This window comes from Bradyrhizobium zhengyangense (assembly GCF_022012555.1).
GTDB lineage: Bacteria > Pseudomonadota > Alphaproteobacteria > Rhizobiales > Xanthobacteraceae > Bradyrhizobium > Bradyrhizobium zhengyangense.
Window position 1 is genome coordinate 1,054,160 of record NZ_JAKLTZ010000001.1, and the last position, 23,646, is coordinate 1,077,805.

22 protein-coding genes are annotated in these 23,646 nt (G+C 63.6%); 6 read left to right on the plus strand and 16 right to left on the minus strand.

Going from position 1 to position 23,646, the window contains the following annotated elements:
• Window position 1 precedes the first annotated feature (1 nt).
• Together fdhD and L6639_RS04935 are read left to right on the plus strand one after the other, a co-directional pair.
• On the plus strand, window positions 2-832 hold the full coding sequence (fdhD, locus tag L6639_RS04930; protein WP_237859282.1) for a formate dehydrogenase accessory sulfurtransferase FdhD: 831 nt from the start codon (window positions 2-4) through the stop codon (window positions 830-832).
• Window positions 819-1,055, plus strand: a complete 237-nt coding sequence (locus L6639_RS04935; protein WP_237859283.1) for a formate dehydrogenase subunit delta — start codon at window positions 819-821, stop codon at window positions 1,053-1,055. The genes fdhD and L6639_RS04935 overlap by 14 nt, the downstream gene beginning before the upstream one ends.
• Here the strand turns inward: L6639_RS04935 and L6639_RS04940 are convergent.
• The 16 genes from L6639_RS04940 to L6639_RS05015 form a co-directional block, all read right to left on the minus strand.
• Window positions 1,021-3,999 (minus strand): bifunctional [glutamine synthetase] adenylyltransferase/[glutamine synthetase]-adenylyl-L-tyrosine phosphorylase, encoded by a 2,979-nt coding sequence (locus L6639_RS04940; protein WP_237859284.1) that lies wholly within the window; start codon window positions 3,997-3,999, stop codon window positions 1,021-1,023. The genes L6639_RS04935 and L6639_RS04940 overlap by 35 nt on opposite strands.
• Entirely contained in the window at window positions 3,996-5,456 is a 1,461-nt protein-coding gene (locus tag L6639_RS04945) for a sensor histidine kinase (protein WP_237859285.1), read from the minus strand. Before L6639_RS04945 ends, L6639_RS04940 begins: the two co-directional genes overlap by 4 nt.
• A 338-nt stretch (window positions 5,457-5,794) precedes the next feature.
• Window positions 5,795-7,309, minus strand: coding sequence for a S8 family serine peptidase (locus L6639_RS04950; protein ID WP_237859286.1), 1,515 nt, complete (start codon window positions 7,307-7,309; stop codon window positions 5,795-5,797).
• A gap of 230 nt (window positions 7,310-7,539) precedes the next feature.
• Window positions 7,540-8,121: a hypothetical protein gene (locus L6639_RS04955; protein ID WP_237859287.1), complete on the minus strand. Its 582-nt coding sequence runs from the start codon at window positions 8,119-8,121 to the stop codon at window positions 7,540-7,542.
• Window positions 8,122-8,463: 342 nt separating this feature from the next.
• Window positions 8,464-9,144, minus strand: coding sequence for a response regulator transcription factor (locus tag L6639_RS04960; protein WP_188099318.1), 681 nt, complete (start codon window positions 9,142-9,144; stop codon window positions 8,464-8,466).
• A 293-nt stretch (window positions 9,145-9,437) separates the two neighbouring features.
• Window positions 9,438-11,018, minus strand: coding sequence for a Do family serine endopeptidase (locus L6639_RS04965; RefSeq protein WP_237859288.1), 1,581 nt, complete (start codon window positions 11,016-11,018; stop codon window positions 9,438-9,440).
• A gap of 210 nt (window positions 11,019-11,228) precedes the next feature.
• Window positions 11,229-12,572: a methyl-accepting chemotaxis protein gene (locus tag L6639_RS04970; RefSeq protein WP_237859289.1), complete on the minus strand. Its 1,344-nt coding sequence runs from the start codon at window positions 12,570-12,572 to the stop codon at window positions 11,229-11,231.
• A gap of 109 nt (window positions 12,573-12,681) precedes the next feature.
• A complete protein-coding gene (locus L6639_RS04975; protein WP_237859290.1) occupies window positions 12,682-13,164 on the minus strand; it encodes a cytochrome c-type biogenesis protein in 483 nt (160 codons plus the stop codon).
• Window positions 13,165-13,167: 3 nt separating this feature from the next.
• Entirely contained in the window at window positions 13,168-15,150 is a 1,983-nt protein-coding gene (locus L6639_RS04980; RefSeq protein ID WP_237859292.1) for a heme lyase CcmF/NrfE family subunit, read from the minus strand.
• Window positions 15,147-15,638, minus strand: a complete 492-nt coding sequence (gene ccmE, locus L6639_RS04985; RefSeq protein WP_237859293.1) for a cytochrome c maturation protein CcmE — start codon at window positions 15,636-15,638, stop codon at window positions 15,147-15,149. The genes L6639_RS04980 and ccmE overlap by 4 nt, the downstream gene beginning before the upstream one ends.
• A 37-nt stretch (window positions 15,639-15,675) precedes the next feature.
• Window positions 15,676-16,791, minus strand: a complete 1,116-nt coding sequence (ccmI, locus tag L6639_RS04990) for a c-type cytochrome biogenesis protein CcmI (RefSeq protein ID WP_237859295.1) — start codon at window positions 16,789-16,791, stop codon at window positions 15,676-15,678.
• Between the two features lie 131 nt (window positions 16,792-16,922).
• Entirely contained in the window at window positions 16,923-17,192 is a 270-nt protein-coding gene (locus L6639_RS04995) for a hypothetical protein (RefSeq protein WP_237859298.1), read from the minus strand.
• 99 nt (window positions 17,193-17,291) lie between these two features.
• Window positions 17,292-18,695: a hypothetical protein gene (locus L6639_RS05000; protein WP_237859300.1), complete on the minus strand. Its 1,404-nt coding sequence runs from the start codon at window positions 18,693-18,695 to the stop codon at window positions 17,292-17,294.
• 148 nt (window positions 18,696-18,843) lie between these two features.
• Window positions 18,844-20,220 (minus strand): sensor histidine kinase, encoded by a 1,377-nt coding sequence (locus tag L6639_RS05005; RefSeq protein WP_237859302.1) that lies wholly within the window; start codon window positions 20,218-20,220, stop codon window positions 18,844-18,846.
• A 94-nt stretch (window positions 20,221-20,314) separates the two neighbouring features.
• Window positions 20,315-20,989: a response regulator transcription factor gene (locus L6639_RS05010; RefSeq protein ID WP_014496705.1), complete on the minus strand. Its 675-nt coding sequence runs from the start codon at window positions 20,987-20,989 to the stop codon at window positions 20,315-20,317.
• Window positions 20,990-21,229: 240 nt separating this feature from the next.
• Window positions 21,230-21,385, minus strand: a complete 156-nt coding sequence (locus tag L6639_RS05015) for a hypothetical protein (RefSeq protein WP_200299342.1) — start codon at window positions 21,383-21,385, stop codon at window positions 21,230-21,232.
• A 234-nt stretch (window positions 21,386-21,619) separates the two neighbouring features.
• On the opposite strand from L6639_RS05015, the gene ku reads away from it, so the two are divergent.
• From ku to L6639_RS05035, 4 genes are all read left to right on the plus strand, one after another.
• Entirely contained in the window at window positions 21,620-22,609 is a 990-nt protein-coding gene (gene ku / locus L6639_RS05020; protein WP_237859305.1) for a non-homologous end joining protein Ku, read from the plus strand.
• Window positions 22,610-22,667: 58 nt separating this feature from the next.
• A complete protein-coding gene (locus tag L6639_RS05025) occupies window positions 22,668-22,904 on the plus strand; it encodes a hypothetical protein (RefSeq protein ID WP_237859307.1) in 237 nt (78 codons plus the stop codon).
• A gap of 187 nt (window positions 22,905-23,091) precedes the next feature.
• Window positions 23,092-23,274: a hypothetical protein gene (locus L6639_RS05030; protein WP_237859309.1), complete on the plus strand. Its 183-nt coding sequence runs from the start codon at window positions 23,092-23,094 to the stop codon at window positions 23,272-23,274.
• A gap of 185 nt (window positions 23,275-23,459) precedes the next feature.
• Window positions 23,460-23,624: a Flp family type IVb pilin gene (locus L6639_RS05035; RefSeq protein ID WP_237859468.1), complete on the plus strand. Its 165-nt coding sequence runs from the start codon at window positions 23,460-23,462 to the stop codon at window positions 23,622-23,624.
• The last annotated feature ends 22 nt before the right edge of the window (window positions 23,625-23,646 follow it).

Here is a 23,646-nt window from a genome sequence, read left to right on the forward strand (position 1 = left end):
CATGCACGTGCCGGTCCAGGCTATCGACCGCGAAAACTGGCGCGACGGTGTCACGTCGGAAGGGACACGGCTGGTCCCGGAGGAGACGCCGCTGGCGCTGACCTATAATGGCGGCACCTATGCCGTCATGATGGGGACGCCGCAGAACCTCGAAGATTTCGCCGTCGGCTTCAGCCTGGACGAAGGCATCATCAAATCGGTCGACGACATCAAGTCGCTCGATGTAGTCCGTCTCGATGACGGCATCGAGCTGCGCATGTGGTTGGAGTCAGAGAACGCCGCGCGCATCAGCGAGCGCCGCCGCCACATCGCAGGTCCCACCGGCTGCGGCATCTGCGGCGTCGAGTCCATCGCCGAGGCCATACGGCCCGCGGCGATCGTGCGAGAGGGTCAGATATTCACGCCGCAACAGATCATGATTGCGATGCAGGCGATCGCTCCCCTTCAATCGATCAACATGCAGACCCGCGCGGTTCACGCCGCCGCGTTCTGGTCGCCGCCGAACGGCATCGTGGCGCTGCGCGAAGATGTCGGCCGCCACAACGCACTCGACAAACTCGCGGGCTCGCTGGCCCGCAGCCGCACGGATGCAAGCGCCGGCATGGTGTTGCTGACGAGCCGCGTCTCGGTCGAGATGGTGCAGAAGACGGCTGCGATCGGTGCGCCTGTGATGGTCGCGGTCTCCGCACCGACCGCGCTTGCGGTCCGCACCGCGGAGGCTGCCGGCATCACGCTGATTGCAATTGCCCGCAGCGACGGGTTTGAAGTGTTCACGCACCAGGGCCGCGTCGCGGCTCATTGTGCTCAGGAGATCATCGATGTCGTCGCCTGACCGCCTCGTCTACATGGCCAACCAGATCGGCACCTTCTTCCGCAGCCAGGGCCACGACAAGGCCGTGCCAGGCATCGCCGACCACATCAAGAAATTCTGGGATCCCCGGATGAAGCGCGCGATCTTCGCACATCTCGATGCCGGCGGCGCGGGCCTGGAGCCGAACGTGCTCGAAGCCCTCACCTCGCTCAAGCAGACGGCTTCCCTTCCAGAAGCGCACTGAACACGCTCCGCACCTCGCTTTGCGTCTCCTTCACGCGCGCCTCCAGCGAGGAAAAATCCGGCGCATCGCCGGCGCGCGCCATCACGCGCTGAAGATCGGTGCCCGCCGTTTCCGGCTTGAAGCGGTCGCTGACGCAGAGCCGCAGGATCTGCGTCAAATCGTGGTAGAGCCGCGCGGCCGCCCGCAGGATCTCCGCTTCCGACTGCGGCAGAACGCCGAGTCTGGCTGCATTCTCCAGCACCTGCACCGTCGAGACATCGAGAATGTCAGGCTTGTCGTGGGCATGGACGAGCTGGAGATATTGGGCGATGAAATCGATATCGACCATGCCGCCCGACGCGTACTTCAAGTCCCAATAATCGGTCTCGCCCTTCTCCTGCGCGATCGCGCGGCGCATGTCGGCGACGTCGTTGGCGGTGGTGACCGGATCGCGACGGCGGGTCAGGACGTCGCGGATGATGCTCTCGATGCGCGCCGTGAATTCTCCCGACGCCGACACCACGCGCGCGCGCGTCAATGCCATGTGCTCCCAGGTCCAGGCCTCATTGGCCTGGTAGTCCGCGAAGGAGACAAGGCTCGATGCCACGGGACCTGCGCGCCCCGAGGGCCGCAGCCGCATGTCGATCTCGTAGAGCACGCCGTAATTGGTGCGGGTCGTGAAGGCGCTGATCAGGCGCTGGGTGAGGCGAGCGAAATAGTGCGCGCCCTGCAGTGACCTCTCGCCGTCCGAGTCCGGATTATCGCTGTCGAAATCGTACAGCAGGATCAGATCGAGATCCGATGACGCGGTCATCTCGCGGCTGCCGAGCCGGCCCATGGCGATGATCGCCGTCTCCTGCCCCTTGATCCGGCCGTGCTGGGCAGCAAAGCGATCGGCGACGAGACCGTGCACGGTGTGAACGATGCCCTCGGCGACGTCGGCAAAAGCCGTGCTCGCCTGCTGCGCCGAGACGGTGCCGGACAAGATGCGCGTGCCGATCAGGAACAGGCTCTCTTGTCCGAACAGGCGCAGCCGATCCAGAAACTCCTCATAGGAGCCCGCGTCCTGCACCGTGGTCGCAAGCCGTGCCGACAATTCCTGACGATCCGGCATAGCGCCGAAGAAGCGCGGATCGATCAGACCGTCCATCAACTGCGGTTGCCGCGCCAGCATCTCGCCAAGCCGGGGCGCCGCGCCAAGCACCAGCGCCACCAGCGCGACGAGATCGCGGTTCTGGCTCAGCAGCGTGATCAGCCTGCCGCCGCGCTGGAGCGCCCTCAGGAAGTGATCGAATGCCGTCACCGCGCGGTCCGGCTCCTCCGCATGCGCCAGGCCCTCTATCAAAGCCGGCACGAACTCGACGAAAGCGCTGCGCGTCTGCTTGTTGCGGAATACGCGATAGTCGCCGGTGAGCCAGTCGCAGACGGTCTGGGCCACGGCAGCGGGCTTCTTGAAGCCGAGCGTCGTCAAGTGCTGAAGCAGGCGCGGATCATCGGGACCGGCGCGATAGTCGATCGCCGGCAGGCTTGCCGTGCCGGTGGGATCATCGCCCTCGAACAGCTTTTCGTAATGCCCCTGGACGATCTCGAGCTGGCGCAACAGGTCGCGCGCGAAGGCCTCGCGGCTGGCATAACCGAAGAACCAGGCGAAGCGCTCGACCGCCTCCTTGTCCTCCGGCAGCGCATGGGTCTGCTCGTCGGCGATCATCTGGAGACGATGTTCGACCCGGCGCAGGAATTCATAGGCCGTGGTCAGCTCGTCGCGGGCCGCAGAGGTGATCCAGTTGCGAGCGGCGAGGATATTGAGCGCGGCCAGCGTCGGCCGTACCCGCAGCTCCGGATGGCGGCCGCCCGCGATCAGCTGCTGGGTCTGGGCGAAGAACTCGATCTCGCGGATGCCCCCGCGGCCGACCTTGACGTTGTGACCCTCGACCGCGATCTCGCTCTGGCCGCGATAGGTCTGCATCTGGCGCTTCATGTCGTGCACGTCGGCAAGCGCAGCGAAGTCGAGATGCTTGCGCCAGACGAAGGGTGCGATTTCGGCGAGCAGCGCCTCGCCCGCTCTGGGGTCGCCGGCACACGCCCGCGCCTTGATCATCGCGGCGCGCTCCCAGGTGCGCCCTTCCCGCTCGTAATAGTTCAGCGCGGCGTCGCGCGAGATCGCGACTTGCGTCGAGGATGGATCGGGCCGCAGCCGCAGATCGACGCGGAACACGTAACCGTCATAGGTGCGCTGCTGGAGGATGCGCGCCATGCCTTGCGTCACCCGGACGAAGAACGGCTGCGGCTCGATATCGGGCACAAGCGTCGTGGCATCGGGGTCGAAGAACACAATAAGATCGATGTCGCTGGAATAGTTCAGCTCGCCGGCGCCCATCTTGCCCATGGCGAGAACGATCAGGCCGCAGCCGACCTCCGGCGCTTCCAGATCGGGCGGCAGAATTTTCCCGCGTGCGGCTTCCTGACGCAGCAGGTACTGGAGCGCCGCCTGCACCGAGGAAACCGCGAGATCGGTCAATGCCGCCGTCACCCGCATCACCGGCCAGACCCCGCCGATATCGCACAGCGCGATCAGCAGCGCGGCCTCCGCCTTCATGCGGCGAAGCAGCCGCATCACCTCGGCCTCGTCAGGTGCGGCAATCACGGCACCCCTCGCCTCCGCGATCAGCGCGGCGAGATGCGCATCCGGATCGCATTCGAGCAATCGGATCAGGCGGATCGGATCGGCGCGCACCAGATCGAACAAATAAGGCGAGAATTCCGCGATGGCGGCGAGAATAGTCCGGACAAGCGGATGGACCAGCAGCGCGTCCAGACGGGCTGATGGTGCCGGCTCGAGCCCGGCCAGCCAGCCTTCAAAGCGTCGTTCGTCTGATGCGGAAGCGGCAATATGGGGAGCCTCCGCGAAGCGCGCGGCCAGGCTCTCACCATGCTTGTCCGCGTTTCCCGGCGCGGAGTGGTTCATGCCACCTTCTGTGGCACATCCGCTACTGGAGGAGCAACCCTGTCGCCGGCCCCCGCGCGTGCCGGCAGCACCAGCGTGGCGACAAGACCGGGCTGGGCATCGCTCAGCCGCAATTCGCCACCGTGCAATGTGGCCACGGCAGACGCGAGGCTGAGGCCGAGGCCGGAGCCGGGCATGGTGCGGCTCGCTTCCAGCCGCACGAAGCGCTCGACGACGTGCTTGCGATCGCCTTCCGGAATTCCGGGGCCCCGATCGGTGACGCTGAGTAGCACCTGATCGCCTTCGCGCCTCGCCTCGATCGTGATCTGCCTCGAGTCCATGCTAACCACTGACCCCGCCGGCTGCGCGGCCGGCTTGCCGTACTTGATCGCATTCTCGACCAGATTGGCGAGCGCCTGGCTGATCAATTCGCGATTGCCGTGGATGGGCGCTGCTTCCGTCTTGACCTTCAAGGTCATGCCGTCGTCCTCGGCGAGCGGCTCGTAGAGCTCGTGAATGCCGCCTGCGACGTCGGCGGCATCGAAATCGTCCATGTTGCCGCGCGCCTGACCGGACTCCGCGCGTGCGATCATCAGAAGCGCGTTGAAGGTGCGGATCAGCCCGTCGGACTCCTCGATGGTCCGCTCCAGCGCGGCGCGATAGTCGGCCTCGCAACCGGATTTCGCCAGCGCCTCCTCGGCGCGGTTGCGCAACCGTGTCAGCGGCGTCTTGAGGTCATGGGCGATGTTGTCGGAGACCTCCTTGAGCCCCGACATCAGCGCCTCGATCCGCTCGAGCATGGCGTTGAGGTTCTCGGCGAGGCGGTCGAGCTCGTCGCCGCTGCGCCCGACCGGCAGGCGCTCGCTGAGATCGCCGATCATGATGCGGTGCGCCGTGCCGGACATCGCGTCGATGCGCGTCAACACCCTGCGCGCGACGAAGACGCCGCCGCCGAGGCCGAGCACGACGACGATCAAGATCGACCATTGCGCGGCCTTGGCGACGATGCCGAACAGCCGCCGCCGCTCGGCGAGGTCGCGGCCGATCAAAAGGCGAAAGCCATTTTCCAATTCGGTGACCCGAACGAGCGCGCGATGGTCGCGGTCATCCGTATCCTCGATCCGCCGATAGGCGGTCTCGGACCAGCCAATGGTCGCCATCACGCCCGGTGCCAGCGAGCCGACATTGCCGGCGATCGCCTGGCCGGTGGGCGAGGTCAGGAGGTAGAGATTGGCGCCCGGCCGCAACGACCGGTACTCGATTGCACGCGCGACGAAGAACAGGCCGCGACGGCCGTAGATCTCGTTGATCTCCGAGGTCTCGGCATTCACCGTCTGCGTGATCTCTTCGGTAATCAGCCGCCGCGTATTCCAGGCGAAATAGCCGAGCAGCGAGGCCGCGAAAATCGCGAACAGGAACAGGTAGACCAGCGTCAGCCGGAATGCCGTGGTGCGGACGAGTTTACCGAATGCCGTCACGATTATACATCCGTCCAGAACCCGATGCGACGACAGGAAAGCCGGCGCCCCAATTTCCGACTTTGTTTCAATGATTTAGTCTCGCTAATTATGCCATACAGTGTTGCTGGGCTCTAACCAAATTAAATCGAAGAAAGCTGGCGCCCTACTCTGGTCGCGCCGCCCTTCTAACCAGCAGTCCGGAAAAGTGGCGGGTGCGGGGGACCGCCACACTTGAAGAATGCTTACCGCAGATGCCGCCTTGTCCTCGGCCGCGGCTCTGGCGTTCGTAAGCCAAAATCGGCAAAGCTGATCGGAATTGAAGGAACGCAACGGTGCGGGTTACGGAGTACCGCAATTTAGCTCTTCTGCTTATGGTATCCAAACCGAGGATTCCAATTCGGCAATGCCTTAAGTCCGTAGGTCTCGACCAGTAACGTAGCAACATCCGTGCACTTTGAACGCTTGGCCGAATTAAGCGTCACGACAGCATCAGCGCATGCACGAGGACTCGCAAAGCTGGTTCCATATTCTCCTCCGGCAAGATCGGCCAGGTGCGCCATGTAAGGAGACCCGGTAGGATTTCGCGTTCTATCATACTCGGCCGACGGCCCTCGGGATGAACCTTCCCACATTTGACCGGAAGCCCGCAGGCCAGCAACGCTAAGAACCTTTTCCTCTGTAGCAGGCACCGAGATGCTTCCCTCCGGTCCCCCCTCCACAAATGCTGTAACGCCAGAAGCATCCTCCGCAATCACGATCCAGCTATTGACCGCAACATCCTGTGTCGCTTCCAACTTGAAGCGCACCAACATCTGGGGCAATGCTGACGCTAGTCCTATCGCGCTCAGGGCGAAAGCAATGCAACTGAAATTGTTTTGGCATTTCGCCGTGAAGAGGGAGTGCGTCGCGAGCGTTCCTGGAAGGCCAATCGAAGCAGTGGTGAGAAGCGAGCCTGCGATCGACCCATCGATCGTCAGCGTGCCATGGTTGATGGGCGAACCACCTCCGACGATTTCATAGATATCGGCGTCGATCGAAACCCCCTTGGCCGAAGATTCATCCCACCAAAATTCGACAAGGACTTCCTTGCAATTCGCTGCGATGCGTAGCGGGAGATACTCAGGCTCATTTGCTAATATTGTCCGCTTGCCGGAGCATCCCTTGCCCCCCTCATTACCGGCAGCAGCGACAACGTAACGATCGGATGTGACGAATGTCGTGGCTATGTAATCTTCAAGCGGTGAAGAGCCATTGTGCGGCCCTACGTGAGTGCCTAGCGACATATTGACGGCAACGGGAATCCCGTCCGCGGTCAGTTGAGGCTCGAGAGCCTGCAAGGCGCTAAGTACTTCTGGCGTGCAGGCTTGATCGAAGCATGGACGCCCAAGTCCGATCTGATGCGAAGGAGGTTTGACCAGGGCGCAGCTTATCGTTGTATCCTTCAAATCTCCTTTGTGATCCAGGCGATCCAGCAGGACGGAAAGCACTTTTTCCGCGTGGTCCGAGAGCTCAACTCCTGAAGTCACCGCATGCCGCAGTTTTCCGCCATAGTCATCGGGCGCGACGAGCGACGTAACCCCCATATCAACTATGGCAGCGCCAACTTTCGCAGGACGTCCGCCAAGATTGCTTGGCGAATCAGCAGCTTTTCCCAGTAAGGCGCGACAGCGCTGATCATATGTTGAGCCGCTACCTAACGCACGAACCGGCGTGCCCAGGTCGAGATATTCGGTATCAGAAGGAACCGCGTACGACGATGCAAAAAGATCGCTGAGCCGATCGAGCGGCACCCGTCCCCAAAAGAACTGTCCTGTCTCAAATCTCCGATACTCGATAGCACCTTTTGTAGCGCTTCCAAGCAACTCTTCCACGGAGCGAGTCGTACGACCATTGACCGGAAGCGCGGGCCATGGACCCGGTCTGTGGCGAATAACGGACAGCAGCTCTTTAGCTATTTCTTCCAACGAACACCGAACCAAACACTTCGGCTTTGGAGAAATTGGAAATGGCAGAGGGAACAGAGATTGCTCGCTTGATCCCGGCCCAAGACTGTGAATCATCATAGAGATGAGACTGGGACTGAACATCGCCGTTCCGTCCCTCAGTCTGGCTGCCAACCAAATTTGAAATTTCGCGATTTAAATCTTATGAGATCTCCCTCTCGCTCAATCATATCGACGTCGGACAATTTTTCCAGGACCTTGTCCATCCATTTTCCTTGCCTGGCTTGGCTAGCTCGAGCGAAGCGATCAGCGGATATGCGGAGATACCAGGAGAGTTCATCGCGATTTTCTCCATGATCCAGCAAATCGTTCACAGCCGACTCTAGCTCGGCTTGGGTCATGCCAGCAGGTTTTTGCGAGAGAACTATGTAGGTGACGTAGTCGATTGGACGCATCGTCTGAACAAGCGACTCAAGAATCGTGTGCGCCGCGCTGATCGATTCCACTCCAATCTCTAGCATTGTCGCCAAATCGGGCGCCGTATAGAGGGCAAGTTTGACTTTGGCAGCGATCTTTATCGTCTCCCACGTGGCTTGGAGAGCTTTCAAAAGGTCAAGCCGTAAGTTGACCCCGCGAAATGCCGCCTTCTCTGGACCGGCTGGCGTACTTTCGGTGATTGCAGCGCCAGACCAAGCTCGCTGGAGCGAATTCTTTTCCTCAACAGTTATTGAATCCAACATGCGCATACTCCTGATCGGAGAAGCAAATAAACGACTGGCTATTTCGAGCCGCGCCCACAATTGTTCTTCGGGTTACATCGGCTGCAAAATCAGCCGGTGAACTGATCTAACGGGAGCTGCCCTTCAAACAAAACGGGGACGTAGATCAAATCTAAAATCGCCCAACAATAGCAGCGAGCGTCATACAACTTCAAGGGGTATGTTTTACTTTTCTCAAGTAGACCGCCCCTGACCGCAATGGCAATTGCGGTTTCAGACCATGCTCAACCACCGAGACGCAGCAGCCCACCGACGAGCACATGGGCGCAGGAATGCAGTGCGCCGCAGCGGCGCTCAAGGCTTCTATCGAATGCCATCTCTTATCATGTACCCGGCGCCGCGGATCGTGTGCAGCAGCGGCCGCTCGAAGCCCTTGTCGATCTTGGAGCGCAGCCGCGAAATGTGCACGTCGATCACGTTGGTCTGCGGATCGAAATGATAGTCCCAGACGTTCTCCAGCAGCATGGTGCGCGTCACCACCTGGCCGGCATGCTTCATCAGATATTCGAGCAGGCGGAATTCGCGCGGCTGCAGCGTCAGCTCGTCCTTGCCGCGGGCGACGCGGTGGGAGAGCCGGTCCAGCTCGAGGTCGCCGACGCGATAGAGCGTGTCCTCGGCGGGTCCGCCGCGACGGCGCGACAGCACCTCGACGCGGGCGAGCAGCTCGGCGAAGGAATAGGGCTTTGGCAGATAGTCGTCGCCGCCGGCGCGCAGACCCTTGATGCGGTCGTCGACCTGACCGAGCGCGGAGAGAATCAAAACCGGCGTCGTGTCGCCCTTGTCGCGCAGCGCGCCGATCAGCGACAGCCCGTCGCGCTTGGGCAGCATGCGATCGACCACCAGCACGTCGTAATCGCCGCTCTCGGCCATGGCGAGGCCTTCCTCGCCGTCAGCGGCGTGGTCGGCAATGTGCCCGACCTCGCGAAACGCCTTCACGAGATAGTCGGCGGATTCGCGGTCGTCTTCGATGATGAGGAGGCGCATCGTGCGTTCGGCGGCGGTCAAGGAGGTCAACCTTCTCTAAACATGGCGCGAGCGGCAATCGCATGCAAGCCGAGTGAACGAGACCCGGGTAGTCAAAAAGGCGGGCGGTGAAGCTGGGGGGACCTCACCGCCCTAGGCCTTCCGACGGAGGGGGGCGTATTTCCACCGGAAGGTAGGTAGGGGGAGCAAGCGTTGCGCTGCTCCCCGGAAGAGTGCCGGCGGCGGGGGCGACTGATGCCGGCGACACCCTTCACGTCGTAAGCCTCCTGAGGCTCAGCCCTTGTTAACCCTTGTTACCCCTTGGCGATGGGCACCGCGACGAAGCGCGACTGGCCGCCACTCTTCACGCGCATGAGGACGCTGTTCTTGTTGTCGGTCCGCGCCGTGTTGATGGCGTCGCGGACGTCGCCGGCGGTGCTCACGCTCTTGCCGCCGACTTCGAGAATCACGTCGCCTTCCTTGAAGCCGCGTTCGGCCGCGGCGCTCTTCGGATCGACTTCGGTGACCACGACGCCGTCCTTGCCGGCGCCGGCCACGGAGTTGGCGGGCGCAACGGTCATGCCGAGCTTCGGCACGTCGGTGCCCTTGCTGGCGCCCTTGCCGTTATCGTTATCGGTGTCGGCCTTGGCCTCGACCGTGTTCGGCAGCTGGCCCAGGGTGAGGTTCACGACCTTGTCCTGGCCCTTGTGCAGCACGTTGAGCTTCACGGACGCGCCGGGCGCCATGCCGCCGATGGTGCGGGCGAGCTCGCGCGCATCCTTGACGGAGTCGCCGTTGACCGACGTGATCACGTCGCCGGATTCGATGCCCGCCTTCGCGGCCGGACCATCCTTCTGAGGCTCCGCAACCAGCGCGCCTTCGGCCTTCTTCATGCCGAGGCTGTCCGCGATATCAGAGGTGACGGGCTGGATCTGCACGCCGATCCAGCCGCGGCTGACCGAGCCCTTGTCCTTGAGCTGAGCGACGACGCTCTTCACCGTGGCGGCGGGGATCGAGAAGGCGATGCCGACGCTGCCGCCGGAGGGCGAGTAGATCGCGGTGTTGACGCCCATCACCTCGCCGTTGGTGTCGAACGCCGGACCACCGGAATTGCCCTTGTTCACGGGAGCGTCGATCTGGATGAAATCGTCATAGGGGCCGTTGCCGATGTCGCGACCGCTGGCCGAGACGATACCCGCGGTAACGGTGCCGCCGAGACCGAAGGGATTGCCGACCGCGAGCACCCAGTCGCCGATCCGCGGCTTGCTGTCCGCGAGCTTGGCGAACGGGAAGTTCGAGCCGCCCTCGACCTTGATCAGCGCGAGATCGGTCCGCTGGTCGGTGCCGATCACCTTGGCGCTGTAGGTCTTGCCGTCATCGGTGGTGACCTCGACCTTGTCGGCGCCGTCGACCACGTGGTTGTTGGTCACCGCAAAGCCGTCAGCCGAGATGAAGAAGCCTGAGCCCTGGCCTTGCACAACGCGGCCACGACCACCGCCCTTCAGGCCGGGAATGCCATCCGGACCGCCGAAGCGGCGGAAGAAGCGCTCCATCGGCGAGCCCGGCTGGAACGGCGACTGCGCGTCGTCGCCGTCATCGTTGCTCGCGGCCTTCTCCTTGATGTTGACCTTGACCGAGATCACCGAGGGCTTCACGCGCTCGACGATGTCGGCGAAACCGATCGGACGCTCGACCTTCTTGACCTCGTTGTTGACCTGCGCGTGCGCCGGGCTCGAGAACAGGTCCGCAGGCGACGTCGACGGGCTGAAGCCGTGGACGGCGATGCCGAGACCGGCGACGACCGAGGCCATCAGCGCGATCCTGCGGGCTGACAACACCGAGCGGCGGGGCTGCCGGTAGGACGGAAGGTTCGTGAGGTCGGAACGGTCGGTCATGCAGGTCTCCAGGGCCTAGAAATCCATGTGGTGCCTGATGGCGGCACCTTTACGGACCTGAACATGGGGACTTGCGCCTTACCGCGCGCTGACGGGCGGGTTAAACTTTTGTAATAAACACCGTGCCGGCATGCGGCAGTTTAGCGCAGACCGAAAATCGTGATCTGACAGGAACTTAACACGGTTCCGGAGATCGGCGCCGAAGCGCTCTCAGCTCGCCCGAACGCTGGCGATGAATTCATCAACTTCACGCTTCAGGGTTTCGGCCTGCTGCGACAGATCGACGGCGGAATCCCGGGCCTCGGCAGCCATGCGGCCGGTCTCCGCCGACGTCGAGGTGATCTGGACGATGTGGTTGGAGACGTCGAGCGTGCCGCGCGCGGCGTCCTGGACGCTGCGGCTGATGTCCTGCGTGGCGTTGCGCTGCTGGGCTGTGTCGACCTCGATCCCGGACATGATCGACGAGATCTCCGACAGCGTCTTCGAGATGGCGTCGATCGCGCCGCGCGTCTCCGCGGTGATGCCCTGGATGCTGGCGACGTGCGAGGTGATCTCCTCGGTCGCCTTGCTGGTTTGGTCCGCGAGGCTCTTCACTTCGGAAGCCACCACGGCAAAGCCCTTGCCGGCCTCGCCTGCACGCGCCGCCTCGATCGTGGCGTTGAGCGCGAGCAGATTGGTCTGCGATGCGATCGCCTGCACGAGCTGAACGACCTCGCCGATCTTGTCGGCGGCATCCGAGAGCGCGTGGATGGTATCGCGGCTCTTTCCGGCCTGGGTTGCGGCGCCCTCGGCGCGCTGGGTCGCATCCGTGACGCGCCGGCTGATCGTGCCGATCGAGGTCGTCATCTCCTCGGCCGAGCCCGCGACCGTCTGCACGCTGGCGCTGGCCTGGCTCGCACCGCTCGCGACCGCATTGGCCTTTGTGCTGGTGTCGTTGACAGTCTGCGACAGCGTCTCGGCATTGCGCTTCAGGTGCACAGCCGACGATGCCACGCTGTCGACCACGCTGGCGACGAGTTCGTTGAAGCGCTTGATCCGCGCGTCCAGGAATTTCGACCGTTCGGCCTGGTGCTGCGCTTCGTGCAATTGCTGCTCGGTCAGACGCCGCCGCTCGAGCCCGTTGGTCTTGAACACCTCGAGCGCTCCGGCGAGCAACCCGATCTCGTTGGTGCCGCCGAGGCCCGGAACCGGTGTCTCAAACTTCTGGTCGGCGACCTCGCGCATGGCATGCACGATCGCCGCCAGCGGATTGAGGATACCGTTTCGCACGGCGAACCATGTGGTGAAGCAGATCGCGACGGCGATAATTGCGATCATGCCGCAGGCAACCAGGAACCAGGAGAACGCGGTCTGCGCCTGCTGGTAGATCTGCATCGCGTGGTCGCGCACAGGGCCGCTCAGCGCGGCAAAGTCAGATGACAGGCTGGTGATCTCGTTGTTGAGATAGAGCACGGCGACGAAGCCGGTGCCGCCGCCGATGCCCAGCAGGAACAATAATGCAGCGACGACGGCGCCAACCAGAAAGCGGATCGTCAGATTGCTGTTCGTGAACATGGCTTGAGGACTCAAGATCTGGAATCGAATCTTGCGACAAGCTTCCAGACAAAGGTCAACAGAGCATGAAACGCGCTCCGCCCGAGACCCTACGTATCACTACGTAGACTCAAGAGGACTTCGCGTCTTCGGACATCAACGCGGCGAGCTTCGCCTCTTCGTCCGGTGTCAACGGCGGCGTCGGTACATCCGCACCGTCCCGCGCGCGACGGCGGTTTTGCCGCCACAGCGCAAAGCCACCACCGGCGAGCAGCAGCGGCGCAAGCAGCCAGAGCAGCATGGTCTGCCGTTCGAAACGCGGCTTCAGCAGCACGAACTCGCCGTAACGCGCGACCAGGAAATCGAGCACCTGCGAATTGCTGTCGCCGGCTGCGATCCGCTCCCGTACAAGCAGCCGCAGGTCGCGCGCGAGCGGCGCATCGGAATCGTCGATCGACTGGTTCTGACAGACCATGCAGCGCAGCTCGCGCGACAATTCTCGCGCGCGGGCTTCCTTGACGGGATCCGACATGATCTCGTCGGGCTGCACGGCATGCACCGCAGGAACTGCCAGCAGCATCAGTGCGACAATTGCGGCCACCATCCGGCGCATCGATCACTCCGCCGGTTGCAGGCGCTGCTTGGCCCGCGCCGGCTTCGGCGCGCCGACACGCAAGCGCCGATCGGACAGCGACAGCATGCCGCCGAACGCCATCAGCACCGGCCCCCACCAGATCAGGAGCACGAACGGCTTGTGATAGATGCGGACCGCGATCGCGCCGTCAGCGGTGACGTCACCGAGCGAGATGTAGAGCTGGCTCGCGCCACGAGTCAAAAGCGCAGCCTCAGTGGTCGAGGAACCGCGCGTGGTAAAACTACGCTTCGACGGCGTCATGACGCTGAGCGCTTCGCCACCGCGGCTGACGTTGAACTGCGCGACCATCTCGCGGTAGTTCGGCCCCTGACGCTCGAGCAGGCCGTCGAGCTTCAGATCATAGCCAGCGACCTGCGCCACGTCGTTCGGTTTCATCGTCGCGATATATTCGCTGTTCCAGGTGGTCTCGCAGACGATCCCGATCAGCGCGACGCCGAGACCGGCATGCGCAAAGGCGGTGCCCCAGGCCGAGCGCGGCAGGCCGCGCGTACGGTGCAGCGTCGTGGCAAACGGCAGGCGAAACAGGCCGGTTCGCTCAGCCATATCGGTCACGGCGCCGGCGATGACGAAGACCCCAAGCCCGATCGCGAGCGGCGCCAGCGCGCTGCCGCCGCGCGTCCAGGCCCAGACGATGGCGATCACGACAAGGCCGGCGACGCCGGCCGCCAGCAGCCGCTGGGTGACGCCGAGCAGATCGCCGCGCTTCCACGCCAGCATCGGCCCGAACGGCACCGCGAGCAGCAGCAGGACGAACAACGGCGCGAAGCTGAGATTGTAGAAGGGCGCACCGACGGACATCTTGAAGTCGGCGAGCACTTCCATCGCCAGCGGATAGAGCGTGCCGAACAGCACGACGGCGCAGGCCACCGTCAGCAGCAGATTGTTCAGCACCAGCGCACCCTCGCGCGAGATCGGCGCGAACAGGCCGCCCTGCTTCAACGAGGTCGCGCGTCCGGCGAACAGCGACAGGCTGCCGCCGATGAACAGGCAGAGGATCAGCAGAATGAAGACTCCGCGGGTCGGATCGTTGGCGAAGGCGTGCACGGAGGTGATGACGCCCGACCGCACCAGGAAGGTGCCGAGCAGCGAGAGCGAGAAGGTCAGGATCGACAGAAGGATGGTCCAGACCTTCAGCGCGTTGCGCTTCTCCATCACCAGCGCCGAATGAAGCAGCGCGGTGCCGGCGAGCCATGGCATCAGCGAGGCATTCTCGACCGGATCCCAGAACCACCAGCCGCCCCAGCCGAGCTCGTAATAGGCCCAGTAGGAGCCCATCGCGATGCCGAGCGTCAGGAATATCCAGGCGACCAGCGTCCACGGCCGCACCCAACGCGCCCAGGCCGCGTCGATCCGCCCCTCGAGCAGCGCCGCGATCGCGAAGGAAAACGAGATCGAGAAGCCGACATAGCCCAGATAGAGCATCGGCGGATGCACGGCGAGACCGATGTCCTGAAGCACCGGATTGAGATCGCGTCCCTCGATCGGCGGATTGGCGATGCGCAGAAACGGATTCGAGGTGATCAGGATGAAGAGATAGAAGGCGCTCGCGATCCAGGCCTGGACGGCCAGCACATGTGCACGCAGCGACAGCGGCAGGTTGTTGCCGAAGGCCGCGACCAGCCCGCCAAACAGGGCGAGGATCGACACCCAGAGCAGCATCGAGCCTTCATGGTTTCCCCACACGCCGGTGATCTTGTAGATCAGCGGCTTCATGGAGTGCGAATTCTCGTAGACGTTCGCGACGGAGAAATCCGAGTTCACGTGCAACGTCACAAGCGCAATGAACGAGGCGCCGACGAACAGCAGCTGCGCCAGAGCGGTCGACCGCGCCACGTTCATCAGCGCGGGATCGCGCAAGCGCGCGCCGATGACAGGCACGAATGACTGGATCAGCGCCAGCGCGAGCGCCAGCACCAGCGCGTAATGTCCGGCTTCCGCGATCACCGCACTGCTCCTTGCGAATTGCCCTGCGCCGTCGTCGCCGCAGGCTTTCCAGCGTAATCGTCTTTCCAATGCCCCTGCTTCTTCAGGGCATCCGCGACATCCTTGGGCATGTAGGTCTCGTCGTGCTTGGCCAGAACGGTGTCGGCCTTGAACACGCCGTGGGCATCGAGCGCGCCCTCGGCGACGACGCCCTGCCCTTCGCGGAACAGATCAGGCAGGATGCCCTTGTAGGCGACGGGCAGCTTGGCGCCGCCATCGGCAACCTCGAACGTCACCGCGAGATTGTCGCCGCGCTGGAGCGAACCCGGCTGCACCAGGCCGCCAAGGCGAAAGCGCTTGCCGGGAGCGACATGCTTTTCGGCCACCATGGTCGGGGTCGAGAAGAACACGATGGAGTCGCGCAAGGCATTGAGCACCAGCGCGGCGGCGAGCGCGAGCACGGTGAGCGAGCCGCCGATGATGGTCATACGTCGCTGCTTGCGCGTCATGGCGTATCCGTTCTCCGCTCGGCTCGCGCTGCGACAATCATCCGTCGAGCCCGAGATTCTTGAGGCCTTCGTTGAGCTGGCGCAGCCGCTCGGCATCCTTGGCGACCGCCTGGCGGGCGTCGGTGGTGGCACCAAGCGCCTTGTCGCGATCGCCCATTACAAGATAAGCGCGCACAAGGCGCAGCCAACCCTCGACGTCGTCGCCGTTCTGCTTGAGACGCGTGGCAAGACGTTCGACCATGCCGCGGATCATCGCGTTGCGATCGCCGTCGTTCATCTCCTTTGATGCCGCGACGGTCTCGTCGGATAGTGCCGGCATCGTCACGCCGCCACCGCCAACCCGCGCCAGCGAGGCCTGCACCAGCGGCCGCCACGGCGCATCCGCAGGCGCTTTCGCCAGCAACACGCGCCAGATATTGGCTGCGTCATCCTTACGGCCGTCCTGCTCGGCAGCGAGGCCGAGGAAATAGTTCGCCTTGGGATCATCAGCGCTCAGCGCATGCGCGCGCTCGAACTCGGCCTTGGCTTCCGCCGTCACCACGCCGTTGGCAGCGGCCGTGATCGCCTCACCGAGATCGGAGCGGCGCTCCGGGCTCTCGCCATTGTAGGTGATCGAATTGCGATAGGCGCGCACCGCCTCGTCGAAGCGGCCGAGCCGCTCCAGCACAGGTGCAAGCACGTTCCAGCCGCGGCCGTCGGTCGGATTCTTCTCCAGATGCTGCTGAACCTGCACGACGAGATTCTCGAGCGACTGCGCCATGCCGGGCCCCGTGCCGCGCTGTCGTTGCGCCAGCGGGAAATCACGAAGCGCGGGCGAGCCAAGCGGGACGTAGATCGCGACCGCCACCAAAGGCAGGCCGACGAGCGCGAGAACGGATGCCGCACGGCGCCATTTCAGGCTCGAATTCGGCGCGAGCGAGGTCTCGCTGCTGTCAGCGGCAAGCAGCCTGCGGCTGATCTCGATTCGCGCGGCCTCGGCTTCCGGCGCGGCGATCAGTCCCGCGGCAAGGTCACGCTCGATCTCTGCCAGCTGGTCCTTGTAGACCGCGACCTCGCTGCCCTGATTGTCGGGACGCCCGCCACGGCCGAGCGGCCAGAGCACGGCGAACATCGCCGCGACCGTCATCAGCGCGAACACGAACCATAGCGTCATCAGGCAAGCTTCCGGCAGCGCGCGAACCGCGCCTGTACGTGGCTTTACACCACGGCCGGACGATGCGGCAATTGACAATTGTCAATTCAGCGCGAGCGCACACCGTCCCGAACTGGTGAAAATCCAACGGCTTAGCCGATCTCGAAGTCGGTGCTCTGAGCCGCGTCCTCGCCGTGCCCGTTGAAGGCCCTCAGGAAGTATGTTCCCGGCTCGATGGCGTCAGGCAATCTGATCCGCAAGGCCCCGACGGGAACAGGCGACGCAACCCGGGTGACCGTCTCAGACAGTTGCCGACCGCTCGCCTTTTCGACCAGCACGACCTTCGCGCCGACCATCAGCCTCTGATACTTGGCAACAATGACGCGGTTCTCAATTTCGATGGAGCTGATAATGGGTTTCATGCGCCCACAAATAGAATTCCAAAAACTTGCACGGTGAGCGTAGGGCTCACAACGCGCACCGTCAACTACAAATTGTGATCACGAAAGGATGCGCTTGAATCAGCTTGCGCGCGTCGATTTGCGCTCGCCAGTCGCGGCGTTCTCCGCGGCGCGGCTCATCAGCGAGGCGTAATCATCGCCGAACAGCACCTGGCAGAAGCGGATCGCGGCCTGCACCTGCTGCTGCCGATAGGCGCGGACCTTGTGATCTGCACCGCGCAGCGACTGCACCGCCTGCTCGGTCGAGCGTTCGACATATTGCTGGAGGTCGGAATAGGTGCGCAGCGTCACCTCGTTGATCGCAAGTTCGCTGGCATAGTTGCGGCAGGTCGCGACGAAATCGATCAGCGCCACGGTTTCCTCGACTTCGGTGGTGTCGATCCGTGCTCCGGGCGGGATGTCCTTTTCGGGGCGCTGGCGCAGGATACGGCGAACCCGGCCGGGAACGCTGTCGATCTCCGATTGCAGGGCATTGGAGATGTCGGCCCGGATCGAGGTCAGCTGCTTGCCCCAGGGGGAGTCGTTGCGCAGGTCGAGCTCGGTGCGCAGGCCGCGGACGCCGTCGTGCAGCGTCTTCAGATTGTCGGCGACGGTCTCGAAATGGCCGCGCTTGATGTCCATGCGCAAATTGGCGGCAACGCGGGACAGATCGTGCAACGCCATCGTGACCGCGACGCCATACGGGGTCGCCGCGACGCGGATCTCGTCGTCGGACGCAGCGATCTTGATGGCGAGGCGAATGATCTGCCACGGCGCGGTCATGCGCTGGACCACCACGGTCAGCGCAAAGGGCAGCATTTGAGGCGTCTGCAGCACTGGAATGTTGAGCGCAGCGGTCACCGAGGCGATCTGGGGATCGCCGAACGCACGCAGGAAGCGCGGCAGCTTTTCATTGAGCGTGCCCAGGGCCTCGCGAACGGCGAGCACTGCGCCGATCGAATAGAGGTCCTCGATCACGTTGGGCGGACCGACGCGGGCGAGCGCACGTGACTTGTCGCCGCCGCCCGGGCCCGTTAGCTCGAAGATGGCGTCCGCGGCCACGGCCTGGAGCTTGAGTGCCAGGGCTTCGACCTGCCCTGAACTGTCCGTCGCCGGCATGCGCGCCAGCGCCGCCTCGAATTCGCTGATCTTGTCGGGGACGCCATCGCGGCCAAGCCATTGCCAGATCGGATGCAGCGAGGAGCGGCGAATTTGGCCGACCCGGATCGGAACGCCAGCCTCCACCAGGAACGGTTCCAGCACCTGGAACAGCAACCGTGACAGATCATCGGTTCGTGGCGGCGGGGCTTCGTCGGCTTCGCTCTTGCGCACGATCCTGCGCAACTGATCGAGCACGAGGGTCGCGACAGCCGTGTCCTGGCCGCGCTCAAGCGCGCGTTCGAACTCCCGCATCAGCAGCGCCTGCGCCTGCGGCGGGAGCTGCGCGAGATATTCCCTCAGCCGCTCGATCGATGTCTGGCTCATGCGCCCGGGTGATGCACGGTAAAATGGCAGACGTGAGATGCGTCCTCCCCGATCATAGGTGGGAGCGCCTTAAGAAGCCGTTGAGGAAGTCGCTTCGAAACCCTTGGGTTCCTGCCGGAAACCCAAATAATCGTGGCAAATCAGAGGATTAAATTCCGGGCAGCACCAGCTCGGCCCGCAGGCCCCCGATCGGCGCGCTGCCAAGTGAGAGGCTGCCGCCGTACAGCGCGGCAAGGTCGGTCACGATCGAGAGCCCGAGCCCAGAACCCGGCTTCGATTCGTCGAGCCGCTGGCCGCGCCGGGAGACCTGGGCGCGTTCGGCCTCCGAGAGGCCGCGCCCGTCGTCATCGACGATCAGCCGCAGCCTGGGGCCGGCGCCCGCCTGATCAGGCGGCTCGACCAAAACCTCGATGAAGACCCGCGAGGCGGCCCATTTGCAGGCATTGTCGACGAGATTTCCGACCATCTCCTCCAGATCCTGGCGCTCGCCCCGGAATTTCGCCGACGGATCGGCCTTGGCCTCGACCGCGATGCCGCGGCCGCGATAGATCTTCTCCATGGTCCGCCGCAGCGCCTCGATGGCGGGGGCAACCTCCGTCACGGTGCCGACGATCGAGACCCTCGCCGCGATGCGGGCCCGCTCCAGATGATGCGCGAGCTGGCTGCGCATCACGTCCGCCTGCTCCATCACCTTGGCCGCGAACGGATCCGCCGCGTGCGTGCCGGCCTCGTTGACGATCACGGACAGCGGCGTCTTGATCGCATGGGCGAGATTGCCGACATGGGTGCGGGCGCGCTCGACGATCTCCCTGTTGGCATCGATCAGCGCGTTGGTCTCACGCGCGAGCGGCGCAATCTCGACCGGGAATTCGCCCTCGAGCCGCTCCGCTCGCCCGGAGCGAATGTCGGCGATGGCTTCCGAGATGCGCTTGAGCGGTGCAAGACCGAAGCGGACCTGGAACACGGTGGTCAGCAGCAGCACGATGCCGAGCGCGGTGAAGGTGCCGCCGAGGTAATAGTCGAAACTACGCGTTTCGTCGAAGATCTCGGTGGAATCGCCGGCGACGCTGACGAGATATTTGCCGTCGGCGCCGAGATCGACCGGACGCTCGACCATACGCAGATTTTGGCCCTCCGGCCCGTCGACATAAGCGAGGCGAATGCCGGCGGCCGTGAGCTCGGTGCCCTGATCTTCCAGCTTCGGCAGCTTCTTGTCCCACAGCGAGCGCGAGGAGCGCACCTCCGGCTTCTCAGTGTCAGTGCGGGTGATCTGCCAGTACCAGCCCGACAGCGGCAGCTCGAACAGAGGCTCGCCGAGCGACTGGAACTGGCGATCCGGCGGCTCGTCGGGAGTGGCGACCTCGGCGATCAGGGTGCGCAGATAGAGGTTGAGCCGGCGGTCGAAGGCGCGCTCAGTCGCGTTCTTGTAGACCGACGACAGCACCACGCCTGTGATGGCCAGGATCACCACGAGCCAGGCGGTCGCCGACAGGAACAGGCGGTTCGCAAGCGAGCTGGCGGGCATCGGAATGATCCCGGAAGCGCGAGGTGGTGGCATGGCGTCGGCGGTCATGTCAGGACCAAGGCCCGTGTCGGGCCGCCCGTCAAGCCCACACGCCTCAGGCGCCAGGGGCCGGCGGCGGGGTCAGGAGATAGCCGAGGCCGCGGACGGTCTGGATGATGTCGACGTCGAGCTTCTTGCGGATGCGGCCGACAAAGACCTCAATCGTGTTGGAGTCGCGGTCAAAATCTTGGTCGTAGAGATGCTCGACCAGCTCGGTGCGCGACACCACGCGCCCCGAATGGTGCATGAGGTAGGCCAGAAGCCGATATTCGTGCGAGGTCATTTTCACGGGATTGCCCGACACGCTGACCCGGCCGGTGCGCGTGTCCAGCGTGACGGGTCCGCAAGAGAGCTCGCTCTGGGCGTGGCCGGTCGAGCGGCGCAGCAGCGCGCGGATGCGTGCCAGCACCTCCTCCAGATGGAACGGCTTTGGTACATAATCGTCGGCGCCGGCATCGAAGCCCTGCACCTTGTCGCTCCAGCGGTCGCGCGCGGTGAGGATCAAAACCGGCATGGTGCGGCCGTTGCGGCGCCAGGCCTCCAGCACCGAGATGCCGTCCTTCTTCGGCAGACCGATATCGAGCACCACGGCGTCGTACGGTTCGTTGTCGCCGAGATAATGCCCCTCTTCACCGTCGAAGGCGCGATCGACGACGTAGCCGGCGTCCGTCAGCGCTTTGGTGAGCTGGCGATTGAGATCAGGGTCGTCCTCAACAACAAGCAGGCGCACGCTTCTCTCCAGAAATAGGCCGCATCAACATCGCACCAGATGAGCAATTCCGGCGTGAACTGAATATGAACGCGGGGAACCGCCCGCGTTACTTTTTGGTCATATACCGATGGTCTCAGTCAATGCGACTGCGCCCGTCAGGCCACCGGACCAACCGGCGGCGTGACGGGCGCAATCTGCCGCGTATCGCGGCTATTCGGAAGGTCCGCCCTTCCTGTCAATTTGCCATCGACATAGCCGTCAGGTCCGGAAGAACACGAACCAGATGACGGCAAGGATCAGGATCGCAAGCCCGGTCGAAATGGCGAGCAGCGCGGCCACCGACGGCCCAGGTTCGGCCTGACGTGCCTCGGTCGCTGTTTCGACGATCTGACGGTCCTCGCGCGTGGTTGCCATGGTGACCTCAATCCTGGATGTCGCCTCCGATGGCCGCGACCTCCTCACGGCCCTATGTCCCGAGCCAACGCCCCATCCGATTTGATGTTCCGGCTTTTAGGACTGGATCGGCCCGATCAGCTGGGATGAGCGGCTGGTTAACGCAGTTGCAAGATTCCGACCGAACCTCTGTATGATTCGGTGTTCCCCGATGGTATTCTCATAGGTCTGTCCCTGTTGCGTTTGGAGTAGCCCATGGCCCCCCGCGCCAATTGGAAGGGTTTTCTGCGTCTCTCGCTCGTGACCTGCCCGGTCGCGCTGTATCCGGCCACGTCGGATACCGAGAAGGTCTCGTTCAACCAGATCAATCGCAAGACCGGCCACCGGATCAAGTATCTGAAGGTCGATGCCGAGACCGGTGACGAGGTGACCTCCGAGGACATCGTCAAGGGCTACAAGGTCGACACAGACACCTATATCGAGGTCACCAAGGACGAGCTCGACGACATCGCGCTGGATTCGACCCACACGATCGAGATCGACGAGTTCGTGCCGAAGGCCGACATCGACAACCGCTATCTGATCCGCCCCTACTATCTCGTGCCCGACGGCAAGGTCGGCCACGACGCCTATGCTGTGATCCGCGAGACCATCCGCAGCATGGACAAGGTCGCGATCGGCCGCGTGGTGCTGACCAACCGCGAGCACATCATTGCGCTCGAGCCGCTTGAGAGCGGGCTGATGGGCACGCTGCTGCGTTACCCCTACGAGGTGCGCAGCGAGACCGAATATTTTGACGACATCCAGGACGTGAAGCTGACGAAGGACATGCTCGACCTCGCCAAGCATATCGTCGAGAAGAAGTCCGGCGCGTTCGAGCCCGAGCTGTTCGAAGACCATTACGAGACCGCGCTGATCGATCTCATCAACAAGAAGCGGGCCGGCACGCCGATCGCGGCCAAGGCCGCGCCGAAGAGCGGCGGCAACGTCATCAATCTGATGGACGCGCTGAAGAAGAGCCTCGCAAACGAGAAGGACGCAGCGCCCGCGGCGAAGGTCGCCAAGGAGACCGTCAAGGAAACCGCAAAGGCCAAGAAGCCGAAGAAGCGCGCCGAGGGCCAGCGCGAGATGTTGCTGCCGATCTCCGGCAAGGGCGGCAAAGACGCAGCGGCGAAGGAAGCCCAGCCGAAGAAGGTCGACAAGCCGGTGCGCGCGACGACGGCACGAACCAAGAAGGCCGGCTGACCGCATCACATCGCCGGCCGCGCCGTGACGTCTTCCCTTTCTGATCGAGCGGCCTGACATGCCCTGGTCGACGCCGTTCGCCGACCCGATCGGCTTGCGCGGCGGACGCAGCCTGCGCACGCTGCAGGAGGCCGCTGACTTCATTATGCGGCTGCCCGAGGACGAGCAGCAGGAGCCGCGCTGGCAGACCGCAATCGAGATGCTGATCAACGCAGCGGAGACCGGCGGCGGCTGGCTGCTGTTCGCCCGCATCGGCATGTTGCGCGCGTTGAATCCGGACCGAAGGCGCGATTGAGCCGTGATCGGCATGCTTGCCGACCGGTTGACGAACAGCCTCAACAAACCCTTAAGCGGCGGGGTCATGTTTGGCACGACGATGCCATCTTGCCGCACCGGGTATTCCTACGGGATACGAAATTAACCGCTGATTGCCTTTGCGGGCACCATGGTTCGCCATCGATTGAGCCAGGGTTCGCACCTCCGTGCCGCAGCAGGACGCAAGGAAGAACTACATCGGCATCGTGAGTGACACGGCCGAGGAAGAGCGCATCGCCGATACGGTGCTGCGGACGCGGCCGCATGTCGTGCGCGATCTGTTCGGACGCCTCGCGGCAGCGCTGGGACGTCCGCGCAAAGGTGCGCCGGGACACACCACAAGCAGCTGAGGCCGGGCTGCTTCCGCTCATTTGAAGCGGATAATGAAACCTTCGTTTAACGGCTGTTACGTTAAGACATTGCAGGCTGGCTCGGCCGGCCCTGCAGTTTGACGCGCGACAAGCGCCTCATCGATCGCTTTACCAGTTTGATAACGACGCGCGCCTACATTGGACCGGATGAACAGGAGTTGGCGATGATTGTGCTCAGGTCTTTTCTTGCCGATGAGAAGGGTACCACTGCGATCGAGTATGGCCTGATTGCCGCCGGTATCGCACTCGCCATCATCACCGTCGTGACCAACACCGGCAGCGTTCTCCTGAGCAACAAATTCGACTCGATCAGCGCGGCCACGAAGTAAGGCCACGTCTCGTCATCACGTC